Source organism: Tenacibaculum larymnensis, from assembly GCF_028829235.1.
Lineage (GTDB): Bacteria > Bacteroidota > Bacteroidia > Flavobacteriales > Flavobacteriaceae > Polaribacter > Polaribacter larymnensis.
In genome coordinates this window covers 43,405-68,893 of the sequence record NZ_JAIWJY010000010.1, presented here as the reverse complement: position 1 = coordinate 68,893, position 25,489 = coordinate 43,405, and the positions used below count along the sequence as shown (strand labels likewise).

22 protein-coding genes and 2 tRNA genes are annotated in these 25,489 nt (G+C 32.9%); 11 read left to right on the top strand and 13 right to left on the bottom strand.

All coding sequences use genetic code 11. The features are described from left to right. Positions 1-40 precede the first annotated feature (40 nt). The 4 genes from LCI24_RS13755 to LCI24_RS13740 form a co-directional block, all read right to left on the bottom strand. Entirely contained in the window at positions 41-412 is a 372-nt protein-coding gene (locus tag LCI24_RS13755; RefSeq protein WP_274640893.1) for a VOC family protein, read from the bottom strand. Positions 413-424: 12 nt separating this feature from the next. Beyond that, positions 425-871 (bottom strand): SRPBCC family protein, encoded by a 447-nt coding sequence (locus tag LCI24_RS13750; protein ID WP_274640892.1) that lies wholly within the window; start codon positions 869-871, stop codon positions 425-427. A 100-nt stretch (positions 872-971) separates the two neighbouring features. Then, positions 972-2,180: a 2-oxoglutarate dehydrogenase complex dihydrolipoyllysine-residue succinyltransferase gene (gene odhB / locus LCI24_RS13745; protein WP_274640891.1), complete on the bottom strand. Its 1,209-nt coding sequence runs from the start codon at positions 2,178-2,180 to the stop codon at positions 972-974. Between the two features lie 118 nt (positions 2,181-2,298). Further along, on the bottom strand, positions 2,299-5,025 hold the full coding sequence (locus LCI24_RS13740; protein ID WP_274640890.1) for a 2-oxoglutarate dehydrogenase E1 component: 2,727 nt from the start codon (positions 5,023-5,025) through the stop codon (positions 2,299-2,301). Positions 5,026-5,295: 270 nt separating this feature from the next. Between LCI24_RS13740 and LCI24_RS13735 the strand changes: the two genes are divergently transcribed. Then, positions 5,296-5,369: transfer RNA gene (locus LCI24_RS13735), tRNA-Asn, on the top strand. Between the two features lie 60 nt (positions 5,370-5,429). After that, positions 5,430-5,503: transfer RNA gene (locus LCI24_RS13730), tRNA-Asn, on the top strand. A gap of 149 nt (positions 5,504-5,652) precedes the next feature. Here the strand turns inward: LCI24_RS13730 and LCI24_RS13725 are convergent. From LCI24_RS13725 to LCI24_RS13695, 7 genes are all read right to left on the bottom strand, one after another. Further along, complete coding sequence (locus LCI24_RS13725; protein WP_274640889.1) at positions 5,653-6,423, bottom strand: 3-hydroxybutyrate dehydrogenase; 771 nt, start codon at positions 6,421-6,423, stop codon at positions 5,653-5,655. Next, positions 6,416-7,198: an alpha/beta fold hydrolase gene (locus LCI24_RS13720; RefSeq protein ID WP_274640888.1), complete on the bottom strand. Its 783-nt coding sequence runs from the start codon at positions 7,196-7,198 to the stop codon at positions 6,416-6,418. Before LCI24_RS13720 ends, LCI24_RS13725 begins: the two co-directional genes overlap by 8 nt. 25 nt (positions 7,199-7,223) lie before the next feature. Beyond that, positions 7,224-9,692: a TonB-dependent receptor gene (locus tag LCI24_RS13715; protein ID WP_274640887.1), complete on the bottom strand. Its 2,469-nt coding sequence runs from the start codon at positions 9,690-9,692 to the stop codon at positions 7,224-7,226. A gap of 153 nt (positions 9,693-9,845) precedes the next feature. Then, positions 9,846-11,264: a hypothetical protein gene (locus tag LCI24_RS13710; RefSeq protein ID WP_274640886.1), complete on the bottom strand. Its 1,419-nt coding sequence runs from the start codon at positions 11,262-11,264 to the stop codon at positions 9,846-9,848. Further along, a complete protein-coding gene (locus tag LCI24_RS13705) occupies positions 11,264-12,208 on the bottom strand; it encodes an alpha/beta fold hydrolase (protein WP_274640885.1) in 945 nt (314 codons plus the stop codon). The genes LCI24_RS13710 and LCI24_RS13705 overlap by 1 nt, the downstream gene beginning before the upstream one ends. A gap of 4 nt (positions 12,209-12,212) precedes the next feature. Then, the gene (locus LCI24_RS13700) at positions 12,213-13,709 is read right to left on the bottom strand and encodes a class I adenylate-forming enzyme family protein (RefSeq protein WP_274640884.1); all 1,497 of its coding nucleotides are present in this window, start codon (positions 13,707-13,709) and stop codon (positions 12,213-12,215) included. Then, positions 13,690-15,198 carry a sodium/pantothenate symporter gene (locus LCI24_RS13695; RefSeq protein WP_274640883.1) on the bottom strand — a complete coding sequence of 503 codons (1,509 nt, stop codon included), beginning with the start codon at positions 15,196-15,198 and terminating at the stop codon, positions 13,690-13,692. Before LCI24_RS13695 ends, LCI24_RS13700 begins: the two co-directional genes overlap by 20 nt. 229 nt (positions 15,199-15,427) lie before the next feature. Between LCI24_RS13695 and LCI24_RS13690 the strand changes: the two genes are divergently transcribed. The 5 genes from LCI24_RS13690 to bioA are packed head-to-tail and all read left to right on the top strand — an operon-like array spanning position 15,428 to position 19,942. Next, positions 15,428-16,552, top strand: coding sequence for an aminotransferase class I/II-fold pyridoxal phosphate-dependent enzyme (locus LCI24_RS13690; protein WP_274640882.1), 1,125 nt, complete (start codon positions 15,428-15,430; stop codon positions 16,550-16,552). 9 nt (positions 16,553-16,561) lie between these two features. After that, positions 16,562-16,942: a putative signal transducing protein gene (locus LCI24_RS13685; protein WP_274640881.1), complete on the top strand. Its 381-nt coding sequence runs from the start codon at positions 16,562-16,564 to the stop codon at positions 16,940-16,942. Next, complete coding sequence (bioD, locus tag LCI24_RS13680; RefSeq protein WP_274640880.1) at positions 16,939-17,550, top strand: dethiobiotin synthase; 612 nt, start codon at positions 16,939-16,941, stop codon at positions 17,548-17,550. The genes LCI24_RS13685 and bioD overlap by 4 nt, the downstream gene beginning before the upstream one ends. Next, positions 17,551-18,696, top strand: a complete 1,146-nt coding sequence (locus LCI24_RS13675) for a hypothetical protein (RefSeq protein WP_274640879.1) — start codon at positions 17,551-17,553, stop codon at positions 18,694-18,696. After that, entirely contained in the window at positions 18,677-19,942 is a 1,266-nt protein-coding gene (bioA, locus tag LCI24_RS13670) for an adenosylmethionine--8-amino-7-oxononanoate transaminase (RefSeq protein WP_274640878.1), read from the top strand. Before LCI24_RS13675 ends, bioA begins: the two co-directional genes overlap by 20 nt. On the opposite strand, the gene LCI24_RS13665 is transcribed toward bioA, so the two are convergent. After that, positions 19,928-20,365, bottom strand: coding sequence for a cytochrome c oxidase assembly factor Coa1 family protein (locus LCI24_RS13665; protein WP_274640877.1), 438 nt, complete (start codon positions 20,363-20,365; stop codon positions 19,928-19,930). The genes bioA and LCI24_RS13665 overlap by 15 nt on opposite strands. A gap of 88 nt (positions 20,366-20,453) precedes the next feature. On the opposite strand from LCI24_RS13665, the gene LCI24_RS13660 reads away from it, so the two are divergent. The 4 genes from LCI24_RS13660 to bioB all read left to right on the top strand — a co-directional run bounded on the left by LCI24_RS13660 (position 20,454) and on the right by bioB (position 24,844). Further along, on the top strand, positions 20,454-21,608 hold the full coding sequence (locus LCI24_RS13660) for a beta-ketoacyl synthase N-terminal-like domain-containing protein (protein ID WP_274640876.1): 1,155 nt from the start codon (positions 20,454-20,456) through the stop codon (positions 21,606-21,608). Between the two features lie 57 nt (positions 21,609-21,665). Continuing rightward, complete coding sequence (locus LCI24_RS13655; protein ID WP_274640875.1) at positions 21,666-22,238, top strand: hypothetical protein; 573 nt, start codon at positions 21,666-21,668, stop codon at positions 22,236-22,238. A gap of 9 nt (positions 22,239-22,247) precedes the next feature. Beyond that, positions 22,248-23,681, top strand: a complete 1,434-nt coding sequence (locus LCI24_RS13650) for a flotillin family protein (RefSeq protein WP_274640874.1) — start codon at positions 22,248-22,250, stop codon at positions 23,679-23,681. Between the two features lie 65 nt (positions 23,682-23,746). Further along, a complete protein-coding gene (gene bioB / locus LCI24_RS13645) occupies positions 23,747-24,844 on the top strand; it encodes a biotin synthase BioB (RefSeq protein ID WP_274640873.1) in 1,098 nt (365 codons plus the stop codon). Positions 24,845-24,878: 34 nt separating this feature from the next. On the opposite strand, the gene LCI24_RS13640 is transcribed toward bioB, so the two are convergent. Next, positions 24,879-25,460 (bottom strand): methyltransferase domain-containing protein, encoded by a 582-nt coding sequence (locus tag LCI24_RS13640; RefSeq protein ID WP_274640872.1) that lies wholly within the window; start codon positions 25,458-25,460, stop codon positions 24,879-24,881. Positions 25,461-25,489: the final 29 nt, after the last annotated feature.

Here is a 25,489-nt window from a genome sequence, read left to right as displayed (position 1 = left end):
TATTAAAAGCAATGAAAACAATAATTGTTTTCGTTGCTTTTTACACATGTTGGTCTATTAAAATTGTATTTCCATCAGGATCAAAGAAAACGATACTTGCAGGCCCTTTAGTATCTTTATCTACTTCTCTTTTTAACTTGATATGGTTTTCTCTTAAATGCTTTTGAATGTCTCTTACATCATCAAAATCATCTAACGTGTTTGCATTTTCATCCCAACCCGGATTGAAAGTGAGAATATTGTTTTCAAACATTCCTTGAAACAACCCAATTAATGAGTTTCCGTTTTTCATAATCAAATAATTCTTCTCTAACTCACCTGCAAAAACAGTAAACCCAAGCATTTCATAAAAATCTTTGGATTTATCTATGTCTTTAACTGATAGACTGATTGAAAAAGCCCCTAATTTCATAATCTTATATTTTTAATTTCTCTCTTCAAAAGGTATAATAATTCCTTTTTCCACATAATTTTTAAGTCCATTTAATAACAATGCCCAACAATAAGAGGAATGCTTAAAATGATTGTTTTGTTCTACCCAACCTTTATGAAAAAAATGCACCCAAGTTACTCCTTCATCTTTTTCAAACAAGTCAAAACCGAAAGTTGTTGGATTCCAGTCTTCATCCGACTTTGTCATTTTTATATAAAAAGATTCATTTTTTTTATACTTAACTACTTCTCCGTACCAATTATATGGTTCTCCAAAGAAAAAATTATATTCTGCTCCTAACTCAGGTACTCCACTACATTTTAATGGCCACCAATGAACCAAATCACCTGGGTTAGTAATTGCTTTAAAAACCTTATTAGATAACTCTTTTATAGGAAAGTTATGGTAAACAGTAAACCCTTCTTCAGTAACTTTCATAATCAGTTGATTTTATAGCTATTAAAGTTACTAAAAATTTAAACAAAAAAAATCCTGCACTTTAGTACAGGATTTCATATCTATAAAACCAAATTTTGGTTTACATTTCTAAAGCTTTCTTAGGATTGTTATCCATTAATAATTCTACTGGGTTTTCTAATGCTTCTTTTACAGCTACTAAGAAACCAACAGATTCTTTACCATCGATAATTCTATGGTCGTAAGATAATGCTACATACATAATTGGCTGAATCACTACTTCTCCATTCACCGCCATTGGACGATTTACAATATTATGCATTCCTAAAATTCCACTTTGTGGAGGGTTGATAATTGGTGTAGATAACATAGAACCAAATACACCACCATTAGTGATAGTAAACGTACCACCTGTCATTTCATCAACAGTAATTTGACCATCACGTGCACGTAATGCCAAACGTTTTACTTCACTTTCAACTCCTCTAAATGTTAAGTTTTCAGCATTTCTAATAACAGGAACCATTAATCCTTTAGGACCTGATACTGCAATAGAAATATCTTGGAAATCAAACGATACCATTTCTTTACCATCGATCATAGAGTTAACAGCTGGATACATTTGTAATGCACGTACAACTGCTTTTGTAAAGAAAGACATAAAACCTAAACCTACTCCGTGTTTTGCTTTAAATTCTTCTTTATACTCGTTACGTAAATCGAAAATTGGCTGCATGTTTACTTCGTTAAACGTAGTTAACATTGCTGTTTCATTCTTTACAGAAACTAAACGCTCAGCAACCTTACGACGTAACATTGATAATTTTTTACGCTCTGTACCACGAGACCCCATTCCTGGAGTTCCCATTGAAGGTACTGCATTTACAGCGTCTTCTTTAGTTACACGACCGTCTTTACCTGTTCCTTTAACATCAGATGCACTAATTCCTTTTTCAGCTAATACTTTTTTAGCTGCTGGAGATGCTGTACCTGTTGCATATGTTTCTTTAGCTGGTTCAGCTTTAGGTGCTTCTTTTTTCTCTTCAGCTTTTGGCGTCTCAGCTTTTGGTGCTCCAGTTCCTTCTGGTTTTGCAGCATCCATATCAATATGACAAACTACTGCACCTACTGCTACTGCATCACCTTCTTCAGCTTTTAAAGTGATTATTCCGCTTTCTTCCGCAGGCAATTCTAACGTTGCTTTGTCAGAATCTACTTCAGCAATTGGTTGATCTTTCTCAACGTAATCACCATCTTCAACTAACCAAGTTGCAATTTCTACTTCTGTAATTGATTCCCCCGGAGAAGGAACTTTCATTTCTAAAACCATCAGTTCTAAATTTTATATATCTGAATTATTTTATTTCTTTTATTTGGGCGTTTCCCTTTCGGGTCGGGCTTTTCGCGCTACATGGCAGCTTGCTACAATCCCTTACGCATTTTAATTTTTAATCAAAAACCTTATCTATAATAGCTTGATGACGTCTTTTAAAACGTGCACTTGAACCTGCTGCAGGTGCTGAACGATACTCTTCCGAAGCACATTCTAATCTTGCTAATTCAAAACGCTCTAACATATAACTCCAAGCTCCCATATTTTTAGGTTCTTCTTGTGCCCAAACGTAACGTTCTACATTTGGATACTTATCCATTACCTCCTTAATCTTATCGTTGTGTAATGGGAATAACTGTTCTATACGAATTAAAGCTACATCTTCTCTACCTAACTTTTCACGCTCTTCTAATAAATCGTAATAGAATTTACCTGTACAGAACACCATTTTCTTCGCTTTAGAGGTATCGATAGTATCATCAATTACTTCTTGGAAAGTTCCGTTTGCTAAATCTTCAATAGAATTTACAGCTTTTGGTAAACGTAATAAACTCTTTGGAGTGAAAACAACTAATGGTTTTCTAAAATCACGTTTCATCTGACGACGCAAAATGTGATACATATTCGCTGGTGTAGAACAGTTTGCTATTGTCCAGTTATCTGTTGATGATGATTGTAAGAAACGTTCTATCCTACCTGACGAGTGCTCTGGTCCCTGACCTTCATACCCGTGAGGTAATAACATTACCAATCCGTTTTGTAACTTCCATTTGTCTTCTGCCGAAGAAATATATTGGTCGAACATGATTTGTGCTCCATTAGCGAAATCACCAAACTGAGCTTCCCAAATTGTTAAGGTATTAGGAGTTGCCATTGCATATCCATAGTCGAAACCTAAAACTCCGTATTCTGATAAATGAGAGTTGTAAATAGTCATCTCTCCTTTATTCTTAGGGTTTGTGTTTAATAAGTTAACACGTTCTAAGGTTTCCTCATCACGCATAATTGCATGACGGTGAGAGAATGTTCCTCTTTCTACATCTTCTCCAGAAATACGAACATCATATCCTTCTTCTAATAACGTACCATATGCTAAATTTTCAGCAGTACCCCAATCTAACAAATTGTCTTCAAAAACCATTTTTTCACGTCCCTTTAAGATACGTTCTGCCTTACGAACAAATTTATGTCCTTCTGGTGTTTTTGAAATAACTCTTGCAATTCCTTTTAAGTCTTCTACCGAATAAGTTGTATCTACAGGTTGTAACATTTCTTGCAATTGCTTGCGTACAAACCCTTCCCATACATCAGGCATGAACTCTTGAATCTTAGACGTTTCTTTCTTTTTAGACTCTGTAAATTCAGCTTCTAAGTGCGCCTTAAATTCATCTGTAATCTTTTGTAAGTAGTCCGCTGTTATACTTCCTTCTTCAATTAATTTATTAGCATAAATTTCTCTTGCATTTTTGTGCTTAGAAATTGCTTTATATAGTTTTGGCTGTGTAAAACGTGGTTCATCACCTTCGTTATGACCATACTTTCGATACCCTAATAAGTCAATAAAAATATCTTTATTGAATTTCATACGATATTCAACTGCCATTTCCATTGCGTGACATACTGCTTCTGCATCGTCTGCATTTACATGTAGCACTGGAGATAATGTTACTTTTGCTACATCAGTACAATATGTACTTGAACGTGCGTCTAAGTAATTAGTTGTAAAACCAACTTGGTTATTTACCACAATATGAATAGTACCTCCTGTTTTGTAACCATTTAATTGTGCCATTTGCACAACTTCATATACTATTCCTTGAGCCGCTACTGCCGCATCACCATGTACTAAAATTGGAAGTACTTTATTTTCGTTCCCTTCGTAATCTTTATCTATTTTAGCCCTAACAATTCCTTCTGCAACTGCATCAACTGTTTCTAAGTGAGATGGATTTGGAACTAAATTCATCTTCATCTTTTGTCCACCTTGATATGCTTTGCTTAAAGTTAAACCTAAGTGATATTTAACATCTCCATCAATTTCTTGATCTTCAAAATCTTTCCCTTCAAACTCACTAAATAAATCGCGAATTGGCTTTTTGAAAATGTTTACCAAAGTATTTAAGCGTCCACGGTGTGCCATTCCTAACACACACTCTTCTACTCCGTATTCTTCAGCTGCGTCTCTTAACGCTACACTTACTCCTGGGATTAACGTTTCACCTCCTTCTACAGAGAATCGTTTCTGCCCAACATATTTAGTTTGTAAAAAGCTTTCGAAAGTTGATGCTTGATTAAGCTTCGTAAGAATGTATTTCTTAGACTCTACATCATAACTAGGGTGGTTTGCATTTTTATTCAAACGCTCGTTCCACCATTTTAACTCTTCAGGGTTTCGTACATACATGTACTCTACTCCGATGCTTTCACAGAAAACAGATTTTAAATAATTTATAATTTCTGCTAAACTTTTAGGCCCTATACCTAAAATTTCTCCTGCACTAAAAACAGTGGATAAATCTGATTGATTTAGTCCAAAGTTCTCAATATCTAATGTTGGAGTGTATGTTCTTCTATTTCGTACTGGGTTTGTTTTGGTAAACAAATGACCACGGGTACGGTAACCATTGATTAAATCGATTACTAAAAACTCTTTACGTACTTCTTCAGGGACTTCTACCGAAACTTCTTCATCTGTTAATGAGTAATTCTCGTTAGCCAAATCATATCCTTGAAAAAAACTTCTCCAACTTGGTTCTATCGCATCAGGATTTTTTTGATATTGTTCATACAAATCACCTATAAAACCTGCATGTGCTGCGTTTAAGAACGAAAACTTGTCCATATATTTTGTTATACTTTTCTATCTATAAGAATAATGGTGACAAAAGTACAACTTTTACGAAAAATACCATTCCTTTTTAGTCTAATTTTAAACTCTTTAACGAGTATTAGCTTTTTGTTAAATTTCAGTTAAAAGGATAATTTTTAAAAAATAAATTACTGAAATTCAGAAATAAAAGATTTTACTTGTACTTTTTATCAAAAATAATTTGCAGATATAAAAAAAGCACTTAAATTTGCACTCGCATTTTAAGACAAGCATGTTTTAAATTCCTCCTTAGCTCAGTTGGTTAGAGCATCTGACTGTTAATCAGAGGGTCCTTGGTTCGAGCCCAAGAGGGGGAGCAAAGGCAACGTAGAAGCCGATAATTTCTACAATACATATATATTGTTCTATACGAACATTCCTCCTTAGCTCAGTTGGTTAGAGCATCTGACTGTTAATCAGAGGGTCCTTGGTTCGAGCCCAAGAGGGGGAGCTGAAAAGCAAAAGCCAATCTATTTATAGATTGGCTTTTTTGTTTTAACTAAACTTAAACTTCACGCAGCTGCCTTGTCTACTTAAAAAATAAATTTGACCGCTGTGTTCTTACATATTCAAAAATTAAAGAAACAATAGTTTTTAATGTTATTGAGCACTCCAACCCCCATCTAAGGCAAATGAGGTTCCTGTTATGGTTGAAGAACTGTCTTTTGCTAACAACAAAGCCATATCTGTAATTGTTTCCAACGAAACAAATTCTTTTACCGCTTGTTTTTTTAGCATTACTTTCTCTACAACTTCCTCGGCAGACATATTATGTGCTTTAGCTTGGTCTTTTATTTGACCTTCTACTAAAGGCGTTTTTACATATCCTGGACAAATTGCATTACACGTTATGTTATATTCAGCTCCTTCTAAGGCTAATACCTTAGTCATACCTATTACACCATGTTTTGAAGCCACATACGCTGTTTTAAACTCGGATGCTCTTAAACCATGAACAGACGAGACATTAATAATTCTACCAAAATTCTGGTTTTTCATAAATTCCCATGCTTTTTTAGAAGCATAGAAAGCAGCATTCATATTAATAGCAATGATATTTTCGTACTTATTATTTGGAAAATCTTCTATTGGGGCAACATACTGTATTCCTGCATTGTTAACAAGTATATGCAACATTCCGAACTTCTTTATTGTTTGCTCAATTAATTTCTCAACCTCATCTGCAACGAGTAAATTTGCATTTGAAAAAGAAACTTCTACATTATACTTACCTCCTACTTCTTTAGCTATGCTAGCCCCATTAGCCTCTAAGCCATGAAACATAATACTGTAACCTGCTTTGGCAAAACCTTCTGCAATACCTAAACCGATACCACTAGTACTTCCCGTTATTAATGCTACTTTATTCATAGTTTAAAAAATTTTCGAGTATTTTATTAAATTCCTTTGGCTGATCTATAACTGTTCCGTGTCTTGAGTTTTTAATGACACTCAATTCTGCGTTAGGCATTCTTTTAACGTATTCTTCTTTAAACGAAACAGGAGTATAGTCCATATCGGAAGCTACAATTAGTGTTCTAGTTTTAATTTCTTTTAATTTATCTCCCAAGCCCCAATTCATTAGTGTAACAAATGAATTATAATACGCATCATAATCATTCTCCTTACATCGTTCTTCAAATTGATTTCTCATATCAACCTGAGTATCTTCAGGAAACATATTATATGCTATTTCTTTTGCTAAAGCGCCTAATCCTTTTGTTTTTAAAAACTCTGTTCTGTTATTCAATAGATCTTCTCCTATCTTTCCCATATTATTGAAATCTGGACCACTATTTACAATCACCAAGTTCTTTATTTTTTCAGGGCTATCGTACGCTAGTTGAAAGGCTACAGCTCCTCCCATAGAGAATCCTACAACGCTAGTTTTTTCTATTTTTAAAACATCTAACAACTGCTTAATATCCTCAGTCATAAATCTTACTCCATAATCCTTAGAAGGAATGGATGTTTTTCCATGCCCTCTAAGATCTACTACCACAACACGATATTTTTTTGAAAAGAAAGGAACTTGCGCATCCCAATCTGCCTTGGTAGAACCTAATCCATGAAGAAACAAAAGGACTTCGCCTTTTCCATATTCTTCATAATTAAGCTCTATTTTATTTACTTTTATTTTTGGCATACTCTACAAGCTTAATTAATTGGCTTTACTTTTTCTTAAACGCATTGAAATTATACTTCAACTCGAATGAAATTAGCCTTCCTATTTCTGGTGAAGCAACAAACTCTCTTATACTTGCATCAAAAATATTACTAACATTAACCCCAACTGAAACGTTATCGTTTAGATTATATCCTAGGTTTGCATCTACAGTAAAGCCACCTAACGAACCATAGTTCCATGTTCTTCCTACACGAGCATTTTCCACAATTTCGCTTACACCATCCCCATCCAAATCTTGCGTTTTTGAGGCTACATTAATTCCTGAAAAGAAGTCATAATCTTGCACCCAACGACCAAAAAGAGCTCCGTACAGCTTCTTTCCTCCATAATGCAAGCCTAAGCTAAGTTTATTTTCTGGTGTATTAATAGGTAGTTCACTTTCTAAGACAACTCCATCCAAATTACCATCATTCCCTAAATCATCTTTATCTAAACTTCTTCCAAAGTATGAGTAATTTAACGATGTTCTAATCGCATCAGTAAAATAATAGTTCAAACCTAGATCAACCCCATAAGTATCTACATTTCCAAAATTACTATACGTTAATAAAAACGGTGAAGTACTAGCTCCTGCTGAAACCTCATCAATAGGTTGTTCCCCCATATGAGTTACGTAATTTCCATTGGCTGCATCAACTATATTACGTAACGGACTAATAAAGTTTTCTGACATATTGTAGTAAGCACTAGCATCGATAAAAAACTTATCCGATAACTTTCCATTAAATCCAAATTCAAAAGAGTTAATAGTTTCTACTTCTAACTTATCTATTTTAGTACCATCCGTTAATGTAAATCCTTCACCGTTTCCTAATACTAAACCTCCAAATAGATTTCCCTTTAAGTTTAATATTGAAGGCACTGCCATACCTCTACCATAAGTTAACCTAAACGTACCCGCATCAATAGTTTTTGTTATTGCTGCTTTTGGTAAAAAGTTAGTTCCGTATAAATCATGGTTATCCAATCTTACTCCAGCTAGAAAATTCCAACCTGAATCTAATTTATATTCAAATTGACCGTACACTCCTTTTTGAGCTATATCTATAGATCCTTCCTGATCCAACAAGTAAGTCCCTTTAGAATCAGCCATATCCAATTGATACTGCACCCCAGTTGTTAAGTAAAAATCACCCCAATTATTATTATACTGCGCCTCTGCATTAAACCTCTCTGAAGCATCTTTAAACAACGCTCCTCTTGGTATAGCTATCCCATATGCTGGTACCCATTGCTCATACAATGCTCTACTCCAAGATTCTTCTTCAGAAAACCCATTTTCAATAAACGACACATAGTTTTGTGTACGTTGATTAATTGCGTATGTATCATCCGTTTTACTCCATGTATAGTACGCATTAACAAAGAAGTTCTTAGACACATACTTCAGTTGAGCAATATCTAATGTCCAGTCTTTAATTTGGTTACGTCCTGCGTTGGTTACAGCTAAATTGGTATTATTACTATGCCCATAATATGCTGTTATTTCAGAACTTGTATTAGGTCTAAAATATAGAGAAGCTCCATACTTTAAAGCATTAAAATCACGATCTAGGTTTTTCTCTCCATATGCTTTAGTTCCCACATAAACACTATCTACATACTCAAACTCTGATCCTTGTGTACTTTCTAAATGAATTTTATATGCAAACTTATCACTTAACACCTGTGCGTGACGCAATCTTCCTGTAATTACATTTTGACTTCCTGCTCCAAATGCAATTGTTGTTCCTTCTGAAGTTCTTGGGTTTTTAGTTATTGTACTTACTAAACCATTGTGCGCATTTGGACCATATAATGTACCATTAGGGCCTAATAAAATCTCAACACGCTCAACATCATCTTTGGTTACTGTTGAAAAAGAACCATAAGGCAAACCTGTAGCAATTAACATAGAAACTCTATCATCAGTCATTTGTAAGTTTTTAGAGTTAAAAGCAGAGTTAAATCCGCGAATATTTATTCCTGTTCCTAAAACTCCACTACGTACAAAGTCAACACCCTTTTGTCTTGCTGCTAATTCTCCAATATTAAAACTTGGAAAGTCTTGAATATCTTTAGCATTAATAACACTAACTGTAGCTGGAACTTCTGTCCTTTTTTGCGGTTTTTTATTTGCCGTTAAGATGACTTCATCTAAAACACTACTTGCTTCTTTTAAAGAAGCATTTAATTGCACTTTCTTTCCACTTTCAACAGCAACTGTTTTTACTACACTTTCAAAGCCTACAAATGAGACAGACACATTATAAGTTCCTGTTTTTATATTTTCAATCGCAAATTTCCCATCAAAATCTGTATCAATTCCTTTATCTATACTTTTAATATATACTGTGGCACCACCCAAAGGAACTCCGTTAACATCTGTAATTACCCCTTCAATACTCCCTGTACTTTGAGCTTTAACAGCTAAGGAAGTTATTAAGACTAAAAAGAAAAATAGTTTTTTCATAAGTTTAGATTGTTATTAAGTTTGTTTCTCTCGCAATCTATTGGTAAATAGAGAATAAACTATTTTAAAAACAAAAACTACAAAGTGTGACTTTTTACTTTACTAAAGTTTTTTCTTTCAAAAACAAACAAAATTTCCTTTTTTAAAAGAGATTTACTCAATATGTGACTTTAGTTTAAAAAATGCTTCAGGTAAATTATCTGAAAGCTTATTTATCACCTTAAACATTAGTTGTTTTTGGTTGATTGTAGGTTGAATATTTTCTAAAGGTTTCTTTATTTCCTCTAGCAAACGACTAGAGTTTATCTTTCCTTCCATATATCTTGATAGTGAAATACTCCATGATATATTAGGAACGTAATTATTTTTCTTTTGACGTTCTTTCTCTTTTTCTATCAAGTTAAATTTTGAAGCTAATTTTAATACTTCTTCGTATTTTTCTTCTGTGACTAATACATTTATATAGGACGTAAAAAAGTGATGCCAACGATGTTTTAATACTTCATTTTTATGCTTTCTTAAAAATGTTCTTGCAGTAGCTTCTGCTTGTTTATACTTATGAAGTTCGGAAAGTACACGTACTTTATAAGAACAGTACCCTATTTTTTGATGATAGTTATGTATTTCTTTATACAAACTTTCATACTTATGAAGTAAATCGAAAGCTTCTTCTGGATTATTATTTCTTAGTAAGATAGCTACCAAGTTATTCAAATACATGAGTGTATCATTATTATTCTGTCTAATTGATAAGTACCCATAAAACTCTGCTTCTTTAAACTCATTTTGTTTAGAATGTAACAAAACCCTACTAGCGTAATAATTAGAAAGTAAACGTCTGGAATACATTTTACCTTGACTGAAGTACTCATCAATTTGATCAAATAGCAACTTTAACTTATCATTCTCATTGTAATTTGTATACATAAAAGCTAGTAAAACAAAGGATTGGTACCGATTTTTACCATCAATAGACTCATCTTTAAATACCTGTAAAAGCCATTTTTCTAAATGCTTTGTTTCAATATTATTTAATGTATACTGATTGGTAATATCTGTAGTTGCTTCATACAGTTTTTCATGTATTTCTTTTGAAGTTTTATAATGCGTTTCGTATTCTTTTAAGAAGTTTGCCACAATTTTATGGTCTTTATAACGCATTCGAACTAAGAGGTAAGATTTATACTCTTTGGCTAATGTGTATAAGCTTTGAAAATTATACTCTATTGTTTTATATGCTACTATGTATTGAAGGAATTCTTTTTCTTCTTGAGATGTAATTGCATCGGTTAAAATTTTCTTTTTTAAAGACATTAACCAATCTATTGTAACATCAACATCTATGCTTGCTAACTTTTTCTGTGTCCAATTTTTTATATATGAATACTTACGTTTATCAATAGAAGTATTAAAGGCTATAGTCTTATTTTTAGATAGTGCATTTTTAACTATCAGATTACTTATTTCTTGTTTTTCTTTGCCCTTAAATTGATAAACTGTTTGAAGATATTTCGCCTCATTTGGCAAAATAGTTTTACTAAATTCAGTAAATTTCTTAAGTTTTGTTTTCATTAATCACTTTCTACAAATTCCTGTATGAGCAAGTTAACTTTTTCAGGCTTTTCAAACTGAGCAAAATGCCCACAATTTTCTACATACTTAACAGTAACATTTTTAATTTTATCTACAGCTATATTTCCCACATCTTGAATAGTTAATTCCGGATGTAAATACCTATTCGGAATTAACATATCTTTATTTCCAAAAACAACTAAAGTTTTTTGAGATATTTTCTCCAAATCTTTATGTACAGGATCATCTAACATTCCATACACACTTTTTACAATTGCTTCACAATGTGCATTAAAGTCTGACGCTTGTTTAATTCGAATACGATCTTCAATCATTTTTGAAACCTCTTTTGGTTGCTCATAAAAGTTTAGTGCATAATTTTTCGTTATCTGATCATCTGTCGTGTTTTTAACAACTTTAGCTGTATAAACACTTTTAAGAATATTCCCTTGCGCTTCTGAAAACTGCTCTAATCCTGCTGGGGCTATTAACACTAGTTTTTCAATAACCTCTGGATGCATTAATACTAACTTCATACTTGCTTGTCCTCCCATAGAATGACCAACTAAAATCACATTTTTCAACCTTTTCTTTTTAATAAATTTAAACACTACATCAGCAAAGAATGTAGGTGTATAAGCTTCTTCTGGTTTTGAAGATTTTCCATGACCTGGTAAATCAATAGCCACACAAGTGTAATTTTCTTTTAGAGTTTCTATGTTTTTAAACCAAGCATCAGCATTACTACTTAAGCCATGTAAAAAAAGTAAGGTTTTGTCTCCCTTACCTTCTTTAAGATAAGTCATTTCTATATCATCAACTTTTACACATCGAGTTTTAAATTCATATGCTGAAAGAAGCTTTTTCATTGATTTTTTTGGGTTTTGTGCAAGCACTATAGTACTTGTTAATATGAAAATTAGTGCTAAACCTAACTGTTTCATTTTTTTATATTTTTATTGAGTTATAATAGCGTAACAAGTCTTTTCTTGAAACTTTCCCCACACTGGTTAAAGGTATCTCATCTAAAAAGAAAATATACTTTGGGTGCTTATAAGATGCTAATGTTTTTTTTAGTTGAAGTCTCACTTTTTCTACTGTAATATTTTTATTTATAACAGTAACAAAAGCAATTCCTGTTTCACCCCATTTCTTATCTTTAACACTCAGAACTACTGCTTTTTTTATCTCATTTAAAGACTCTAAGTGCGCTTCTATTTCTTGCGGATAAATATTTTCTCCACCCGATATATACATATCGTTTTTTCTTCCCTTTACATATAAATACCCATCTTCATCCTTATAAACATAATCGCCTGTAAACAACCACCCTTTTTTAATATTATTACTTGTTTTCACTGAGTTATTCCAATAACCTGGGGTCACAATCTCTCCTCGAATACACAATTCACCAACTTCATTTACTCCTACTTCTTTTCCTTTCTCATCAACAATTTTTGTATCTAGGTAAAAATTAGGTTTTCCGATAGAATTAGGTTTTAATGCGGCCATTTTATGATGCAATGAGGTAATACTAGGACCAGCTTCAGTTAAACCATATCCTGGTCGAATATAAATATTCTTTTTTTGCTTCCAATATGACACTAATTCAGGTGGTACTTTTTCTCCTCCTGAAATAATATATCTTAGTTCCTGAAGTCCAACTTTTTTAAAAACAGCTGTTTTTTGCATCATTAACAGCATAGTGGGAAGTGCTAAAAATAGACTCATTTTATTCAACTCTAACAAACATAACACCTTTTCTGCATCAAACTTTTCTAACATACCTATATGTCCTCCTTTATGTAATAGTGGTGTTACAAAAACATTCCACCCTGAAGTATGGTAAGGAGGTAATGTGTTTAGCGTAGAATCTCTAAAAGTAATTCCTAATTGCATAGAGGTGTTCAAGCTATTCCAAAACAACATTTTATTAGTATATACAACACCTTTAGGGTCTCCTGTTGTTCCTGACGTATAAAATATAAAGAGTGGGCTATCTTCTTTAATTTTATATTCTCTTTTTAAAATTTTTATTGTCTTACTCTGATAAAAATATTTTACATCATTCATTAAAAGAGTAGAAGTTTCACCTAATTGCAACCCTTCTACCTTATCTGTAAAACTCTTACTATATATAAATAGACTTGGAGTACAGTCAGACACTAATCTTTGAAGTTCACTTATTGAAAGACGATAGTTTAAAGGCACTAAGACAACTCCCATTCGTTGACAAGCAACAAAAAGCACAATAAATGCTAAACCATGCTCTGCTAAAACAGCAACCCTATCTCCTTCTTCTAACCCCATTTTTGTAAACTTAACAACTAACTTATCAGCATATGTATCTAAGCTACTATATGTATAACTTTCATTAGTGTCATACGATGTCAGCGCCACCTTGTTAGGTGTATAATCTGCCCACTTAGCTATCCAGTTTAACATATTTAAGAGTTTTTTTCAAATCCAATTTATAAAAAATAAAACCAACAATAAGTGATGCTACTATGCCAAAAGCTGCAGATACTCCTGGGTTATTCACTGGTTCTTGCATGTAAGGAGTTATTCTTCCGTAATAAATACCAAAATGCACCACAATAGCAGTTATACTTGCTATAAAAACTGATCTTGTTGACACGTTTTTCAAAAAAGTTCCGAACAAAACAGGTACAAAGGCTGCTGCAAAATAAGCGTACACTCCATTTTGAGCAAAAATAGCTACACTTACATCTGGACTTTTTATTTGCTGCCAACTCAATAAAAAACTTACAACCCCTAAAAGAACAATTACAACCTTATTTATTGTTATTGTATTGTTGTTAATTTGATCTTTAAATATTGGTTTTAGTATATCTGATGTAATTGTTATTGACAACGATTGTATTAGACTCTCCAAAGTAGAAAGTCCTGCAGAAATAAGTCCCACAACTATAATTAGGCCTACTCCTACAGAAAACTTACTCACAACATACGTTGGTATAATTTCATCCATTTTTATTGCCCTCCCATCAACAGTTAAATCAGGGAAACTAATTCTCGCATATAGACCTACAATTACCACTAAAAAAAACACAACCATAAAAACAATTCCACTAAATAAGTATTTATTAACTTTTGAAGCATCTTTAAGTAAAAGTGATTTAGTTATGATATGAGGCTGACAAACAATTGCTACTCCAATAATTACTTGTGCTACTATAATTTCAAAATAATCACGAAATAGAAAACTCGTTGCGTTGGTTGTTTTGGTTAGATTTGGATCTATACTAGATAATTTATCCATAAACCCTCCTATTCCTTCATCAAAAAAATGATATCCCGAACCTATTAAAATCAGAGCTACTATAAACATAATAATAGCCTGAATTGTATTCGTATATACCATAGAGTTGGCTCCTCCAAACATCATATACCCAAAAACAAATATTGTGATTGCCATTAACACATAAAAAGGGTCAGTATTTAAAGCTTTTGAAATAACTTGTGTAAGCCCTACATTAATCAACACAATAAACGTAATTAACAACAGCGCTATAATTCCGAAGAAAAAAGCATAACTTTTACTATCATACCGCTTTCCTATCCATTGAGCCATGGTAGTTGCTTTTACCGTACTACCATATTTTGCAAATCCTTTTGTAAAAACAATTAACGAAATAAATGCTGCTATTGGCAGAACGATTGCAAAAGAAATTACCCCTGAAACACCATATAATGCAATAAACCCAGGATTAATAATAAAGGTGGCAGCACTCGTCATAGAAGCCGCTAATGACAACCCTACAACCCAAGATGGAAACCCTAAATTACCAACAGCATAATCTTTTATGTTCGTGTTTTTTCGCGCTCCTCTTATTACAAAATATAAAATTACAGCAGCATACACCGCCAACAAAACATACATGTAAGTTACTAACCTTTCTGATGCTATCATAAATTATAAGATCTGTTTAAAAACAAATAAAAAAACTTTAAACTAGTAATGTTGATAAATTTAACTTTATTCAAGTGAGACTTTTAGTTAAAAAACAACTTTAACATTTAATTTTTATTTAAAAATAAGTAAATAAAATAGTGAGACTATTAAAAATAAACATTCTAAGCACAAAACTTTTCTAGCTAAATAGATACAATATTAAAAAAGGCTTCTTTATTTTTACACTATGCAATTTCCTAAGAAACTACAGCAAAAAATTACACAACGAGTAGCACAAAACTCTCTAAGAAAACTTGATAAAGAAAACTCGCTTATCGATTTTTCTTCAAACGATTACTTAGGGTTTGCTAAATCTGAAGTTATTTTTAATAAAACACATCAATTTTTAGTTGATAATAACAGTAAAGTTAATGGTGCAACGGGTTCTCGCCTACTTTCAGGAAATCATAAACTCTATACTGAAGTTGAAAAACAACTAGAAAAACTTCATAATTCTGAAACAGCTTTAGTTTTTAACTCTGGCTATGATGCTAACATTGGCTTTTTTGCTTCGGTACCTCAACGTGGTGATATCATATTATATGATGAGTTTATTCATGCATCTATACGAGATGGCATACAACTGTCTAATGCGAAATCGTTTAAGTTTAAGCATAACGATTTAGTTCATTTAAATGAACTATTAAAAAAATTTCAGCAGAACGACTCAGAAGTTTATGTGGTTACCGAATCTGTTTTTTCAATGGATGGAGATTCTCCCGATTTAGTAACCATATCACAGATAACCAATAAACATACTAATGTACATTTAGTTGTAGACGAAGCACATGCTTTAGGGGTCTTTAATTTTGGATTGATTCAAAAACTACAGCTAGAAAACGACATTTTTGCTAGAATTGTCACCTTTGGAAAAGGCTTAGGTTGCCATGGTGCTGCTATTTTAGGAAGTGAACAACTACAACAATACCTTATTAATTTTGCCCGTAGTTTTATTTACACCACAGGATTATCACCTCACGCCTTAGCTACTATAAAAATTGCTTACGACGAATTATCTATCAGCAATTCCAAAGAACAACTGCAACAAAACATTCAGCATTTCATTTCAGAATCAAACAGACTACAATTAAGTTTTATTGAAAGTTCTTCTGCCATTCATTGTTGTATTATTTCAGGAAATGAACGCGTAAAAAACATTGCCTTACAATTACAAAAAAGCGGTTTTGAAGTAAAACCTATTTTATCGCCTACCATTCCTTTAAATCAAGAACGTTTACGTTTTTGTTTACACGCATATAATTCTAAAGAAGAAATTACCGATGTTTTAGAGAAGCTTGCTACTTTTGTTTAAAAAATTAAAATGCAAGATAATTACACCATTTTGGCAGTTTTCGAATACTCATCTGAAGCACAAGTAGCAAAGGCTAAATTAGATTCGGAAGATATTAGAACTATGTTAATGGATGAAAAAACAATAGATTCTGACCCATTGATTAGTCAAGCTATTGGTGGAGTAAAATTACTGGTACACAACAATGATTTAGAAAAAGCTGCTACTGTTTATAATGAAATAAGAGAATATACAAAGGATGAAAACGGAAATAACATTCATTGTCCTAAATGTAATTCAACAAAAATATTAGTTGCCGATTTACAACGTAAAAACATCTTTTTTATGCTCTTTCCTTTTTTTGAAAGCAAAAAATTAATCTGCAACGATTGTAAAACAATTTTCAAATGAAAAAAAAATATTTTATTACAGGAATTTCAACTGAAGTAGGAAAAACCGTGGCTTCTGCCATCATAACTGAAGCTCTAGAAGCTGATTATTGGAAACCTATTCAGTCGGGAGATTTAGAATTTTCTGACACTCATAAAGTTGAAAAACTCATTTCAAATTCAAAAACTGTTTTTCATCCAAACTCATATGCTTTACAAACACCTATGAGTCCACATGCAGCTGCAGAAATTGATGGAATTACCATTGATGTCGACAACATAAAAGAACCTTCAACAAAAAATCATTTAGTTATTGAAGGTGCGGGTGGACTATTGGTTCCTTTGAATGATAAAAACACCTTGTTAGATGTTATAAAACCAGGTTATAAAGTAATCGTTGTTTCTCGCCATTATTTAGGCAGCATCAATCATACTCTTTTAACAGTTAACTTGTTAAAGGAAAAAGGGTTTGATGTTGCTTTGATTTTTTCTGGAAACGAACACAAAACCACTGAAGATATTATCAAAAAAATGACTAAGGTTCCTGTAATTGGGCGTATTGAAGAAGAACCTTATTTTGATAAAAATGTGATTAAAGAATACGCTGAACTATTTAAAGATAAGCTATAAATGAAATCTGCTACTGCAAAACATCTTTGGTCTTTCCCTCTTATCTTTGGTTTTTTAGGAGCTATCATAGGATTGATTTTGCGGTATGCATTTACAGGTAGTATTACCAACTTTCCATTTAAATTTGTGCTACATTCCCACTCTCACATTATGTTGTTGGGATTTGTTTTCAATGCTTTAATTGTACTACTCTTCACTCGTTTTACTAAAGGAATAGACAAAACCTCGTACTTTCTTTACATTGCTTTACAAGTTTGTATTTCTATTTTATTAGTCGGTTTTATCATTCAAGGATATGCCTTGGTTACTATTACCTTTTCCACCATACATTTATGGATAAGCTATTGGTTACTTATACGATTATGGAAACGTTTACAGGGTAAAAAATCAGATGTAACATTAATTAAAACAGGAATTGTTTTTCATTTCATTTCATCAATTGGCCCTTATGCTTTAGGTCCGCTAATTGCTATGAAAATGCAAACTTCTCCTTGGTATCAACAAGCTATCTTTTTTTATTTACACTTCCAGTATTTTGGTTCATTCTTTCTTTGGATGCTTGCAGTACTTTTTCAAAAAACAACAATTAAGTTTTCAAAAAATCAAATCACCTTAATTATTACCTCTCTAGTACTATTATATACTCATTCATTAAAATACAGTTTCAATTATTTGACCATTCAAATTGCAGGAGGCATTGGTGCAGGAGTTTTAATCTTAACACTTTTCAAGCTTAAAAGTTCATTTTTACAGCAAAAACTACAATACCAACTGTTTTTTGGCATATTATTATTGGTTGGTATTTTAAACTGTTTCGGTAGCATTCCTTATTTTTCAAATTTGGTAATAACCAACAGATTTATGCTCATAGCTTGGTTACATTTCCTTTTTTTAGGAATGTACCTACCTTTTATTTGGATAGAATTAGGTCAGAGTATTCATAAAACCGTCTGGATTTTTTATACCCTTTTTATACTCACTTCAGAACTTTTCTTAGTTTTTCCAGCATTTTTCTCTGAGTTATTTTCAACCTCAATTATGTGGCTATTGTTTATTACCTATTTCGGAGTAGTTTTATGTATTTCTATTGTACATTTGACAGCTCTTTTTCAAAAGAACAAAACGTATGAACTTACAAGAACGTGATAAAAAACATTTGTGGCACCCGCTAAAACAACACCAAACACACCCTGATAGTTTAGGGATTGTAAAAGCAAAAGGCTGCATACTAACCGACGAGCACGGTAACGAGTATATCGATGCTATTTCCTCTTGGTACACTTGCATGTTTGGGCACTGTAACGATTTCATCACCAGTCGTGTTTACCAACAAATGCAAACCTTAGATCAGATTATGTTTAGCGATTTTACCCATGAACCTGCGGTAAAACTATCAGAAGAATTGATTAAAATTCTCCCTGAAAATCAAAATAGAATCTTTTTTAATGACAACGGATCTACTGCTGTAGAAGCAGGAATTAAAATGGCTTTGCAGTACTATTTTAATAAGGGTGAGAAACGTACAACATTCATTGCTTTTGAAGATGGATTTCATGGCGATACATTTGGAGCCATGTCTGTTTCTGGTTTATCTGTGTATAATGGACCTTTTGAAGATTTTTTGATGGATATTCAACGAATTCCTGTTCCTAATGGAGAGAATAATGAGGTTATCGCACAAAAATTACAAGAGATCATTTCAGAAAACAATGTTGCCGGATTCATTTACGAACCTTTAGTTCAAGGAGCAGCTGGGATGAAAGTTCATAAGGCCAAAGACCTAAACAACATCTTGGAAGTTTGCAAAAGCAATGATATTCTTACCATCGCTGATGAAGTAATGACAGGTTTTGGTAAAACAGGAAATAATTTTGCTTCTGATGAAATTACTACTAAACCAGATATTATATGTTTAAGTAAAGCCTTAACAGCTGGTTTAGTTCCAATGTCAATTACTTCTTGTACTGAAGAAATTTACACTGCTTTTTTGGATAATGATATTTCTAAAGGTTTTTTTCATTGCCATACTTATTCTGCAAATCCAATAGCTTGTAGTGCTGCACTAGCGAGTATTGAGCTATTGAAAACTCAAGAAATCCAAGACAATATTCAATTTATTGAAGAGTCTAATAAAACTTTTGCAAAAAAAATAGAAAGTCATCAAAAAGTAAATTCAACAAGAGGTAAAGGCGTTATTTTAGCTATTGATTTAAACACCAATTCTGGTCGCTATGGAACGTTGCGTGACCAGCTTTTAAAATCTTTTATGAATGAAGGAGTTTTTTTACGACCATTAGGAAACACCGTTTACATTCAACCTCCCTATGTTATCACAAAGGAACAACTTAACAAAATATATACAACTATAGAAAAGGTTCTAGATAGTCTCTAGAACTTTTTCCTTTTCTAATAAGTTAATTTCTTCTTGAGTTTCTTTAATGTGAACGTATAAATCTTCATAAATCCATTCACCATCTACTTTAATACCTCTAACAATTAAAGTACCTTCTCCTTTATCGCCTCTTATAGAAATAGAAAAATCTACATTTCCATCGTCGTTAGTAAGGGAAATGTTACCAGAGGGTATTCCATATTGTTCAATCGGTTCTCCTAAGTTCTCTATAACCAATTTGTTTTTAGATGCTTGTTCAATAGCATATTCAACAGGGGTTGAATTTGTCATTATTTTTGACACTCCAAAAAATGCCGCCCCTACACCTAAAACAATTAATAAAATAAAGCCTAAACATCCTGTTAATGGTATAAACCACAACCAATTTCTTCCAAACCAACTTTTTTGTCTTTGTTCACTCATAACCTTAATAATTTTATACCAAGATAAATATTTTTATTTTCTTTAGAATACTTGATTTTACCTTTATTTTTGCTGAAATTTTATCGTGTTGAAAGAACTCATCTCAATAACATCATTTGCTTCTGTTTCTGCCTTAGGAAGTACTCCTGAGAAAATTTGGGAGCACTATCTAAATAATCAACATTTTTTAAGTTTTAAAGACTTTGAAGATTCCAAAGCATGGGTAGCACAATTATCTGATGAAGATAAACGTGCTATTGAAGATGTTAGAAACTCTGACAATAAATATAAAAATTTAGATCCGTCTGTTTTGTACACCCTTTTTGTTGCTAGAAAAGCAATGGAAAAAACCGATTGGAAAGCTTCTGACAACTTCGGAATTAATATAGGTTCTTCTCGAGGGGCAACTTCTTTGTTTGAGAAATATCATAAGGAGTTTTTAGCTACAGGCAAATCATCTACCTTAAGCTCTCCAACAACTACTTTAGGTAATATTTCATCTTGGATAGCACACGATTTACAAACCAATGGTCCTGAAATTTCACATTCTATAACTTGCTCAACTGGACTGCATTCTTTATTAAATGGAGTCGCTTGGTTACAATCGGGAATGTCAGAAAAATTTATGATTGGTGCTAGCGAAGCTTCTCTAACTGATTTTACTATTGCCCAAATGCAGGCATTAAAAGTGTATTCTAAAGAAATTAATGAATACCCTTGTAAAGCTTTCGACCTTAACAAAACTAAAAACACTATGGTCTTGGGAGAAGGTGCTTCGGTATTTTGTTTAGAGAAAGGAACTAAAAAAAATGCTCTAGCTTTTATTGAAGGTGTAGGATATGCTACTGAAGTTTTGAAACATAATACTTCTGTAACAACAGATGCAGAATGTTTTCAAAAATCAATGAAAATGGCTTTAGGAACAACCTCTCCTGATGAAGTGGATGCTATCGTAATGCATGCCCCAGGAACCATTAAAGGAGATCAGTCAGAAATTAATGCGATTCAAAAAGTATTCTGTAACAAAACTCCTTTTTTAACTACTAATAAATGGAAACTTGGTCACACTTTTGGTGCTTCTGGCTTGTTAAGTTTAGAGTTAGCAATGTTAATGATACAACATCAACAAGTAATTGAAGTTCCTTTTGCTGAACCTCAACAAACTCCAAAAAAACTCAATAAAATACTAGTAAATGCTGTTGGTTTTGGAGGAAATGCAGTTTCTGTTTTAATAACAAAATAAAAATTGTCGATTTCAGGCAATTTACATACTTTTAGCACTCATTTAAATAATTGCTTTATGATGGAATGGTTTTCTGAATTAACCTCTTTTCAACAAGTTTATTGGGGAATAGCAGGTATTTTTACACTAATTTTTGTTTTTGTACTTATTGGTAGTTTTATAGGTGCCGATGCTGGTGATATTGGTGACATTGATACTGAAATAGAAGCTGATACTGGTGCTGGGTTTCAATTTTTCACGTTTAAAAATATGGTAGCCTTTTTTACCATCTTTGGATGGAGTGGTATTGCTAGTATGGATGCTGGTTATTCAAATATAGCTACACTTTCCATTTCTATTATATGTGGATTGTTAATGATGACTATAATGGCTACCCTATTCTACTACATTAGTAAACTAACAGATAGTGGTACCCTAAAAATGAAAAATGCACTGAATCAAATAGGTGAAGTATATTTAACCATAGGAGCTAATCGCTCTAAAATGGGTAAAGTACATATTAAAGTACAAAACTCGCTTCGTGAACTAGATGCCTTGACAGATAATGATACTGACTTGACACAAGGAACGGTTGTTAAAGTAATCGAAGTAACCTCAAATGGAATATTAATCGTTGAATCTCAAAAATAAAAATTGACTATGTTAAAATTTACATTATTACAAATTGATGGCTTTGGGTTTGCAGGTCCTATTGGACTTGTTATTGCCATTCTATTTATTTTTATCTTACTAATAACTTTAATAAAACGCTATAAAAGGTGTCCTTCTGACAGAATCTTAGTTGTATATGGTAAAGTTGGCGGCGGACAATCTGCTAAATGTATTCATGGTGGTGCTGCATTTATCTTTCCTGTAATTCAAGACTATGAATTTTTAGACTTAACACCAATTTCTATCGAAGTAAACTTGGTAAATGCACTTTCTAAACAAAATATTCGTGTAAACGTGCCTTCACGTTTTACCATTGGGGTTTCTACAGAGCCAGGAGTAATGCAAAATGCTGCAGAACGTTTACTTGGTTTAGCAATGAACGATGTTCAAGAATTAGCCAAAGAAATTATTTTTGGACAGTTACGTTTAGTGGTTGCTTCAATGGATATTGAAGAAATTAACTCTGATAGAGATAAGTTTTTAACTAACATTTCACAAAGTGTTGAGTCGGAATTAAAAAAGGTTGGTTTAAAATTAATCAACGTAAACATTACTGATATTGTTGACGAATCAGGGTATATCGAAGCATTAGGTAAAGAAGCTGCTGCTCATGCAATCAACGCCGCTCGTAAATCTGTTGCTGAAAAAAACAGAGATGGTTCTATTGGTGAAGCAAATGCTGTACAAGATGAAAGAACTCAAGTAGCTGCCGCTAATGCACAAGCTGTAGACGGAGAAAACACTGCAAAAATTGCTGTTGCAAACTCTGACTCATTACGTCGTCAAAGAGAGGCAGAAGCGGAAAGAGTAGCTATTGCTTCTGAAAAAGTACAGTCAGCAAAAGCTTTAGAAGAATCATATGCTGCCGAGAAAGAAGCTGAAATTGCCAGAGCTGAAAGAGAACGTTCTTCACAAATGGCAGATGTAATCGTTCCTGCTGAGATTGATAAACGAAAAGTAGAAATTGATGCAGAGGCAGAAGCTGAAAGAATTCGTAGAAAAGCAAAAGGAGAGGCAGACGCCATTTTATTCAAAGCACAAGCAGAAGCTAAAGGTTTATACGAAGTATTAACTAAGCAAGCAGCTGGTTTAGATCAAATAGTTCAAGCGGCTGGTAATGACTCTCAAAACGCTGCTTTATTATTAATTGCTGATAAATTACCTGAATTGGTAAAATTACAATCTGAAGCAATTAAAAATATTAAGATTGATAAAGTTACAGTTTGGGAAAATGGTGGAGGTAAAGATGGAAAAACATCTACTTCAAACTTTATTTCTGGAATGTACAATGCAGTACCTCCATTACAGGAAATGTTCAATATGGCAGGTATGCAATTACCCGATTATTTAAAGGGTAAAGAGCTTCCTAATGATGACTCAAAAATAATTGAAGAAGACAATTCTTCTTCCAAAGAAAAATAAGACTCATAAAATTCCGCTTTCGAAGCGGAATTTTTTATTTTTACCACCACAAACAACTCGAATTTATGACTGATATTAGACACGATTGGACGAAAGAGGAAATTCTAGAAGTATACAATAAGCCTTTAATGGAGCTTTTGTACGAGGCTTCAACTATGCATAGAAAATACCACGACCCAAATACAGTACAAGTAAGTACATTAATTTCTATAAAAACTGGTGGGTGTTCTGAAGACTGTGGATACTGTCCGCAAGCAGCACGTTATCACACCAATGTTGAAGGAAATGATTTGATGACTGTAAACCAAGTTAAGGCACAAGCTTTACGTGCTAAAGAAGGTGGATCATCAAGAGTTTGTATGGGTGCAGCTTGGAGAAATGTAAAAGACGGACCAGAATTTGACCAAGTGTTAGAAATGGTGCGCACTATTAACAAACTAGACATGGAAGTTTGTTGTACGTTAGGAATGGTAACTGAAAACCAAGCAAATCGTTTAGCTGAAGCTGGTTTATATGCTTACAACCACAATATTGATACTTCTGAAGATTATTACGATGATGTAATTTCTACACGTGCTTTTAAAGATAGAGTAGACACTATTGAAAACGTGCGTAAAACAAATGTAACTGTTTGTTCTGGAGGTATTATTGGTATGGGAGAATCGTTAGAAGATAGAGCTGGAATGCTTGAAACTTTAACTCGTTTTTCTCCACACCCTGAGTCTGTGCCTATTAACGCATTAGTGGCTGTAGAGGGTACTCCGTTAGAGGAGCAACCTCCTGTTAACATTTTTGAAATGGTTCGTATGGTAGCTACTGCTCGTATTGTATTGCCAGACTCACAAGTACGTTTATCTGCAGGTAGAACGCAAATGAGTAGAGAAGGTCAAGCAATGTGTTTCTTTGCTGGAGCTAACTCAATTTTTGCAGGTGATAAGTTATTAACTACTCCAAATCCTGACATCAACGAGGATATGAAAATGTTTGAAGATTTAGGTTTAAATACACAGAAGCCTTTCTTTAAACATCAACAAAGAGAGTCTGTTGAAGCTAAAGATTCTCAATATGAAGCTTTAGGTGAAAAACCAAAATGGACGAGACCAGATCATAAGATTGAGCGTAACGAACAAAAAAAGCAAGAGGCTAAAGAAGTAAGAGCCTAATTAGATAAAAATAACCGTCAAATTAATTTGACGGTTATTTTTTTATCATTTTAATAAATAGTTCCATTCCTTGTCGGCTTCCATAAGAATTGTGACAAATCTCCATACTTCCTTTAAAATACGGTGTAAAATATTCTTCATATTCTCTTTTACTCCCTCCAAAAGGTGGATGGTCTTCATTTAGTACTGCATCGAACAGCAAACCTATTAACTTTCCTCCATCATTTAGTAATTCATTTACTTTTTGCGCATATTTTGGTCTCAATTCTGGATTGATGGCACAGAAAAAAGTTTGCTCAATTATCACATCAAAAGTTCCCTTTAAATCGAAAAAATCAGCGTGAATTAAATTTTCTTTCGGAAAGTTAGGAACTCTATTTTGTATTCTTTTTAAAGGTTCTTCAGCAATATCAACTACAAAAACATTCTTAAATCCTTTGTTGAATAAATATTCCGCTTCGTATGAATTACCTCCCCCAGGTATTAAAATTCGAAGATTTTTATCTTCTAATTGATTAAAATATTCTTTTAACGGATTTGAAATCTCTCCTAAATCCCATCCTGTTTTATTATGTAGGTACTTATTGTTCCAAAATACTTCTGATAGCTCTATCATTTCTTCTTACTTTCATTTTCACAAATTTA

Bases quoted from the DNA above. Each gene is read 5' to 3' on its own strand.
- LCI24_RS13695 (WP_274640883.1), bottom strand. From the start codon at position 15,198: ATGATAGCATCAGAAAGGTTAGTAACTTACATGTATGTTTTGTTGGCG.
- LCI24_RS13685 (WP_274640881.1), top strand. From the start codon at position 16,562: ATGCAAGATAATTACACCATTTTGGCAGTTTTCGAATACTCATCTGAA.
- LCI24_RS13675 (WP_274640879.1), top strand. From the start codon at position 17,551: ATGAAATCTGCTACTGCAAAACATCTTTGGTCTTTCCCTCTTATCTTT.
- LCI24_RS13705 (WP_274640885.1), bottom strand. From the start codon at position 12,208: ATGAAACAGTTAGGTTTAGCACTAATTTTCATATTAACAAGTACTATA.
- LCI24_RS13725 (WP_274640889.1), bottom strand. From the start codon at position 6,423: ATGAATAAAGTAGCATTAATAACGGGAAGTACTAGTGGTATCGGTTTA.
- LCI24_RS13720 (WP_274640888.1), bottom strand. From the start codon at position 7,198: ATGCCAAAAATAAAAGTAAATAAAATAGAGCTTAATTATGAAGAATAT.
- LCI24_RS13640 (WP_274640872.1), bottom strand. From the start codon at position 25,460: ATGATAGAGCTATCAGAAGTATTTTGGAACAATAAGTACCTACATAAT.
- LCI24_RS13655 (WP_274640875.1), top strand. From the start codon at position 21,666: ATGATGGAATGGTTTTCTGAATTAACCTCTTTTCAACAAGTTTATTGG.
- LCI24_RS13750 (WP_274640892.1), bottom strand. From the start codon at position 871: ATGAAAGTTACTGAAGAAGGGTTTACTGTTTACCATAACTTTCCTATA.
- LCI24_RS13700 (WP_274640884.1), bottom strand. From the start codon at position 13,709: ATGTTAAACTGGATAGCTAAGTGGGCAGATTATACACCTAACAAGGTG.
- LCI24_RS13690 (WP_274640882.1), top strand. From the start codon at position 15,428: ATGCAATTTCCTAAGAAACTACAGCAAAAAATTACACAACGAGTAGCA.
- bioA (WP_274640878.1), top strand. From the start codon at position 18,677: ATGAACTTACAAGAACGTGATAAAAAACATTTGTGGCACCCGCTAAAA.
- LCI24_RS13710 (WP_274640886.1), bottom strand. From the start codon at position 11,264: ATGAAAACAAAACTTAAGAAATTTACTGAATTTAGTAAAACTATTTTG.
- bioD (WP_274640880.1), top strand. From the start codon at position 16,939: ATGAAAAAAAAATATTTTATTACAGGAATTTCAACTGAAGTAGGAAAA.
- odhB (WP_274640891.1), bottom strand. From the start codon at position 2,180: ATGGTTTTAGAAATGAAAGTTCCTTCTCCGGGGGAATCAATTACAGAA.
- LCI24_RS13665 (WP_274640877.1), bottom strand. From the start codon at position 20,365: ATGAGTGAACAAAGACAAAAAAGTTGGTTTGGAAGAAATTGGTTGTGG.
- LCI24_RS13715 (WP_274640887.1), bottom strand. From the start codon at position 9,692: ATGAAAAAACTATTTTTCTTTTTAGTCTTAATAACTTCCTTAGCTGTT.
- LCI24_RS13755 (WP_274640893.1), bottom strand. From the start codon at position 412: ATGAAATTAGGGGCTTTTTCAATCAGTCTATCAGTTAAAGACATAGAT.
- LCI24_RS13650 (WP_274640874.1), top strand. From the start codon at position 22,248: ATGTTAAAATTTACATTATTACAAATTGATGGCTTTGGGTTTGCAGGT.
- LCI24_RS13740 (WP_274640890.1), bottom strand. From the start codon at position 5,025: ATGGACAAGTTTTCGTTCTTAAACGCAGCACATGCAGGTTTTATAGGT.
- bioB (WP_274640873.1), top strand. From the start codon at position 23,747: ATGACTGATATTAGACACGATTGGACGAAAGAGGAAATTCTAGAAGTA.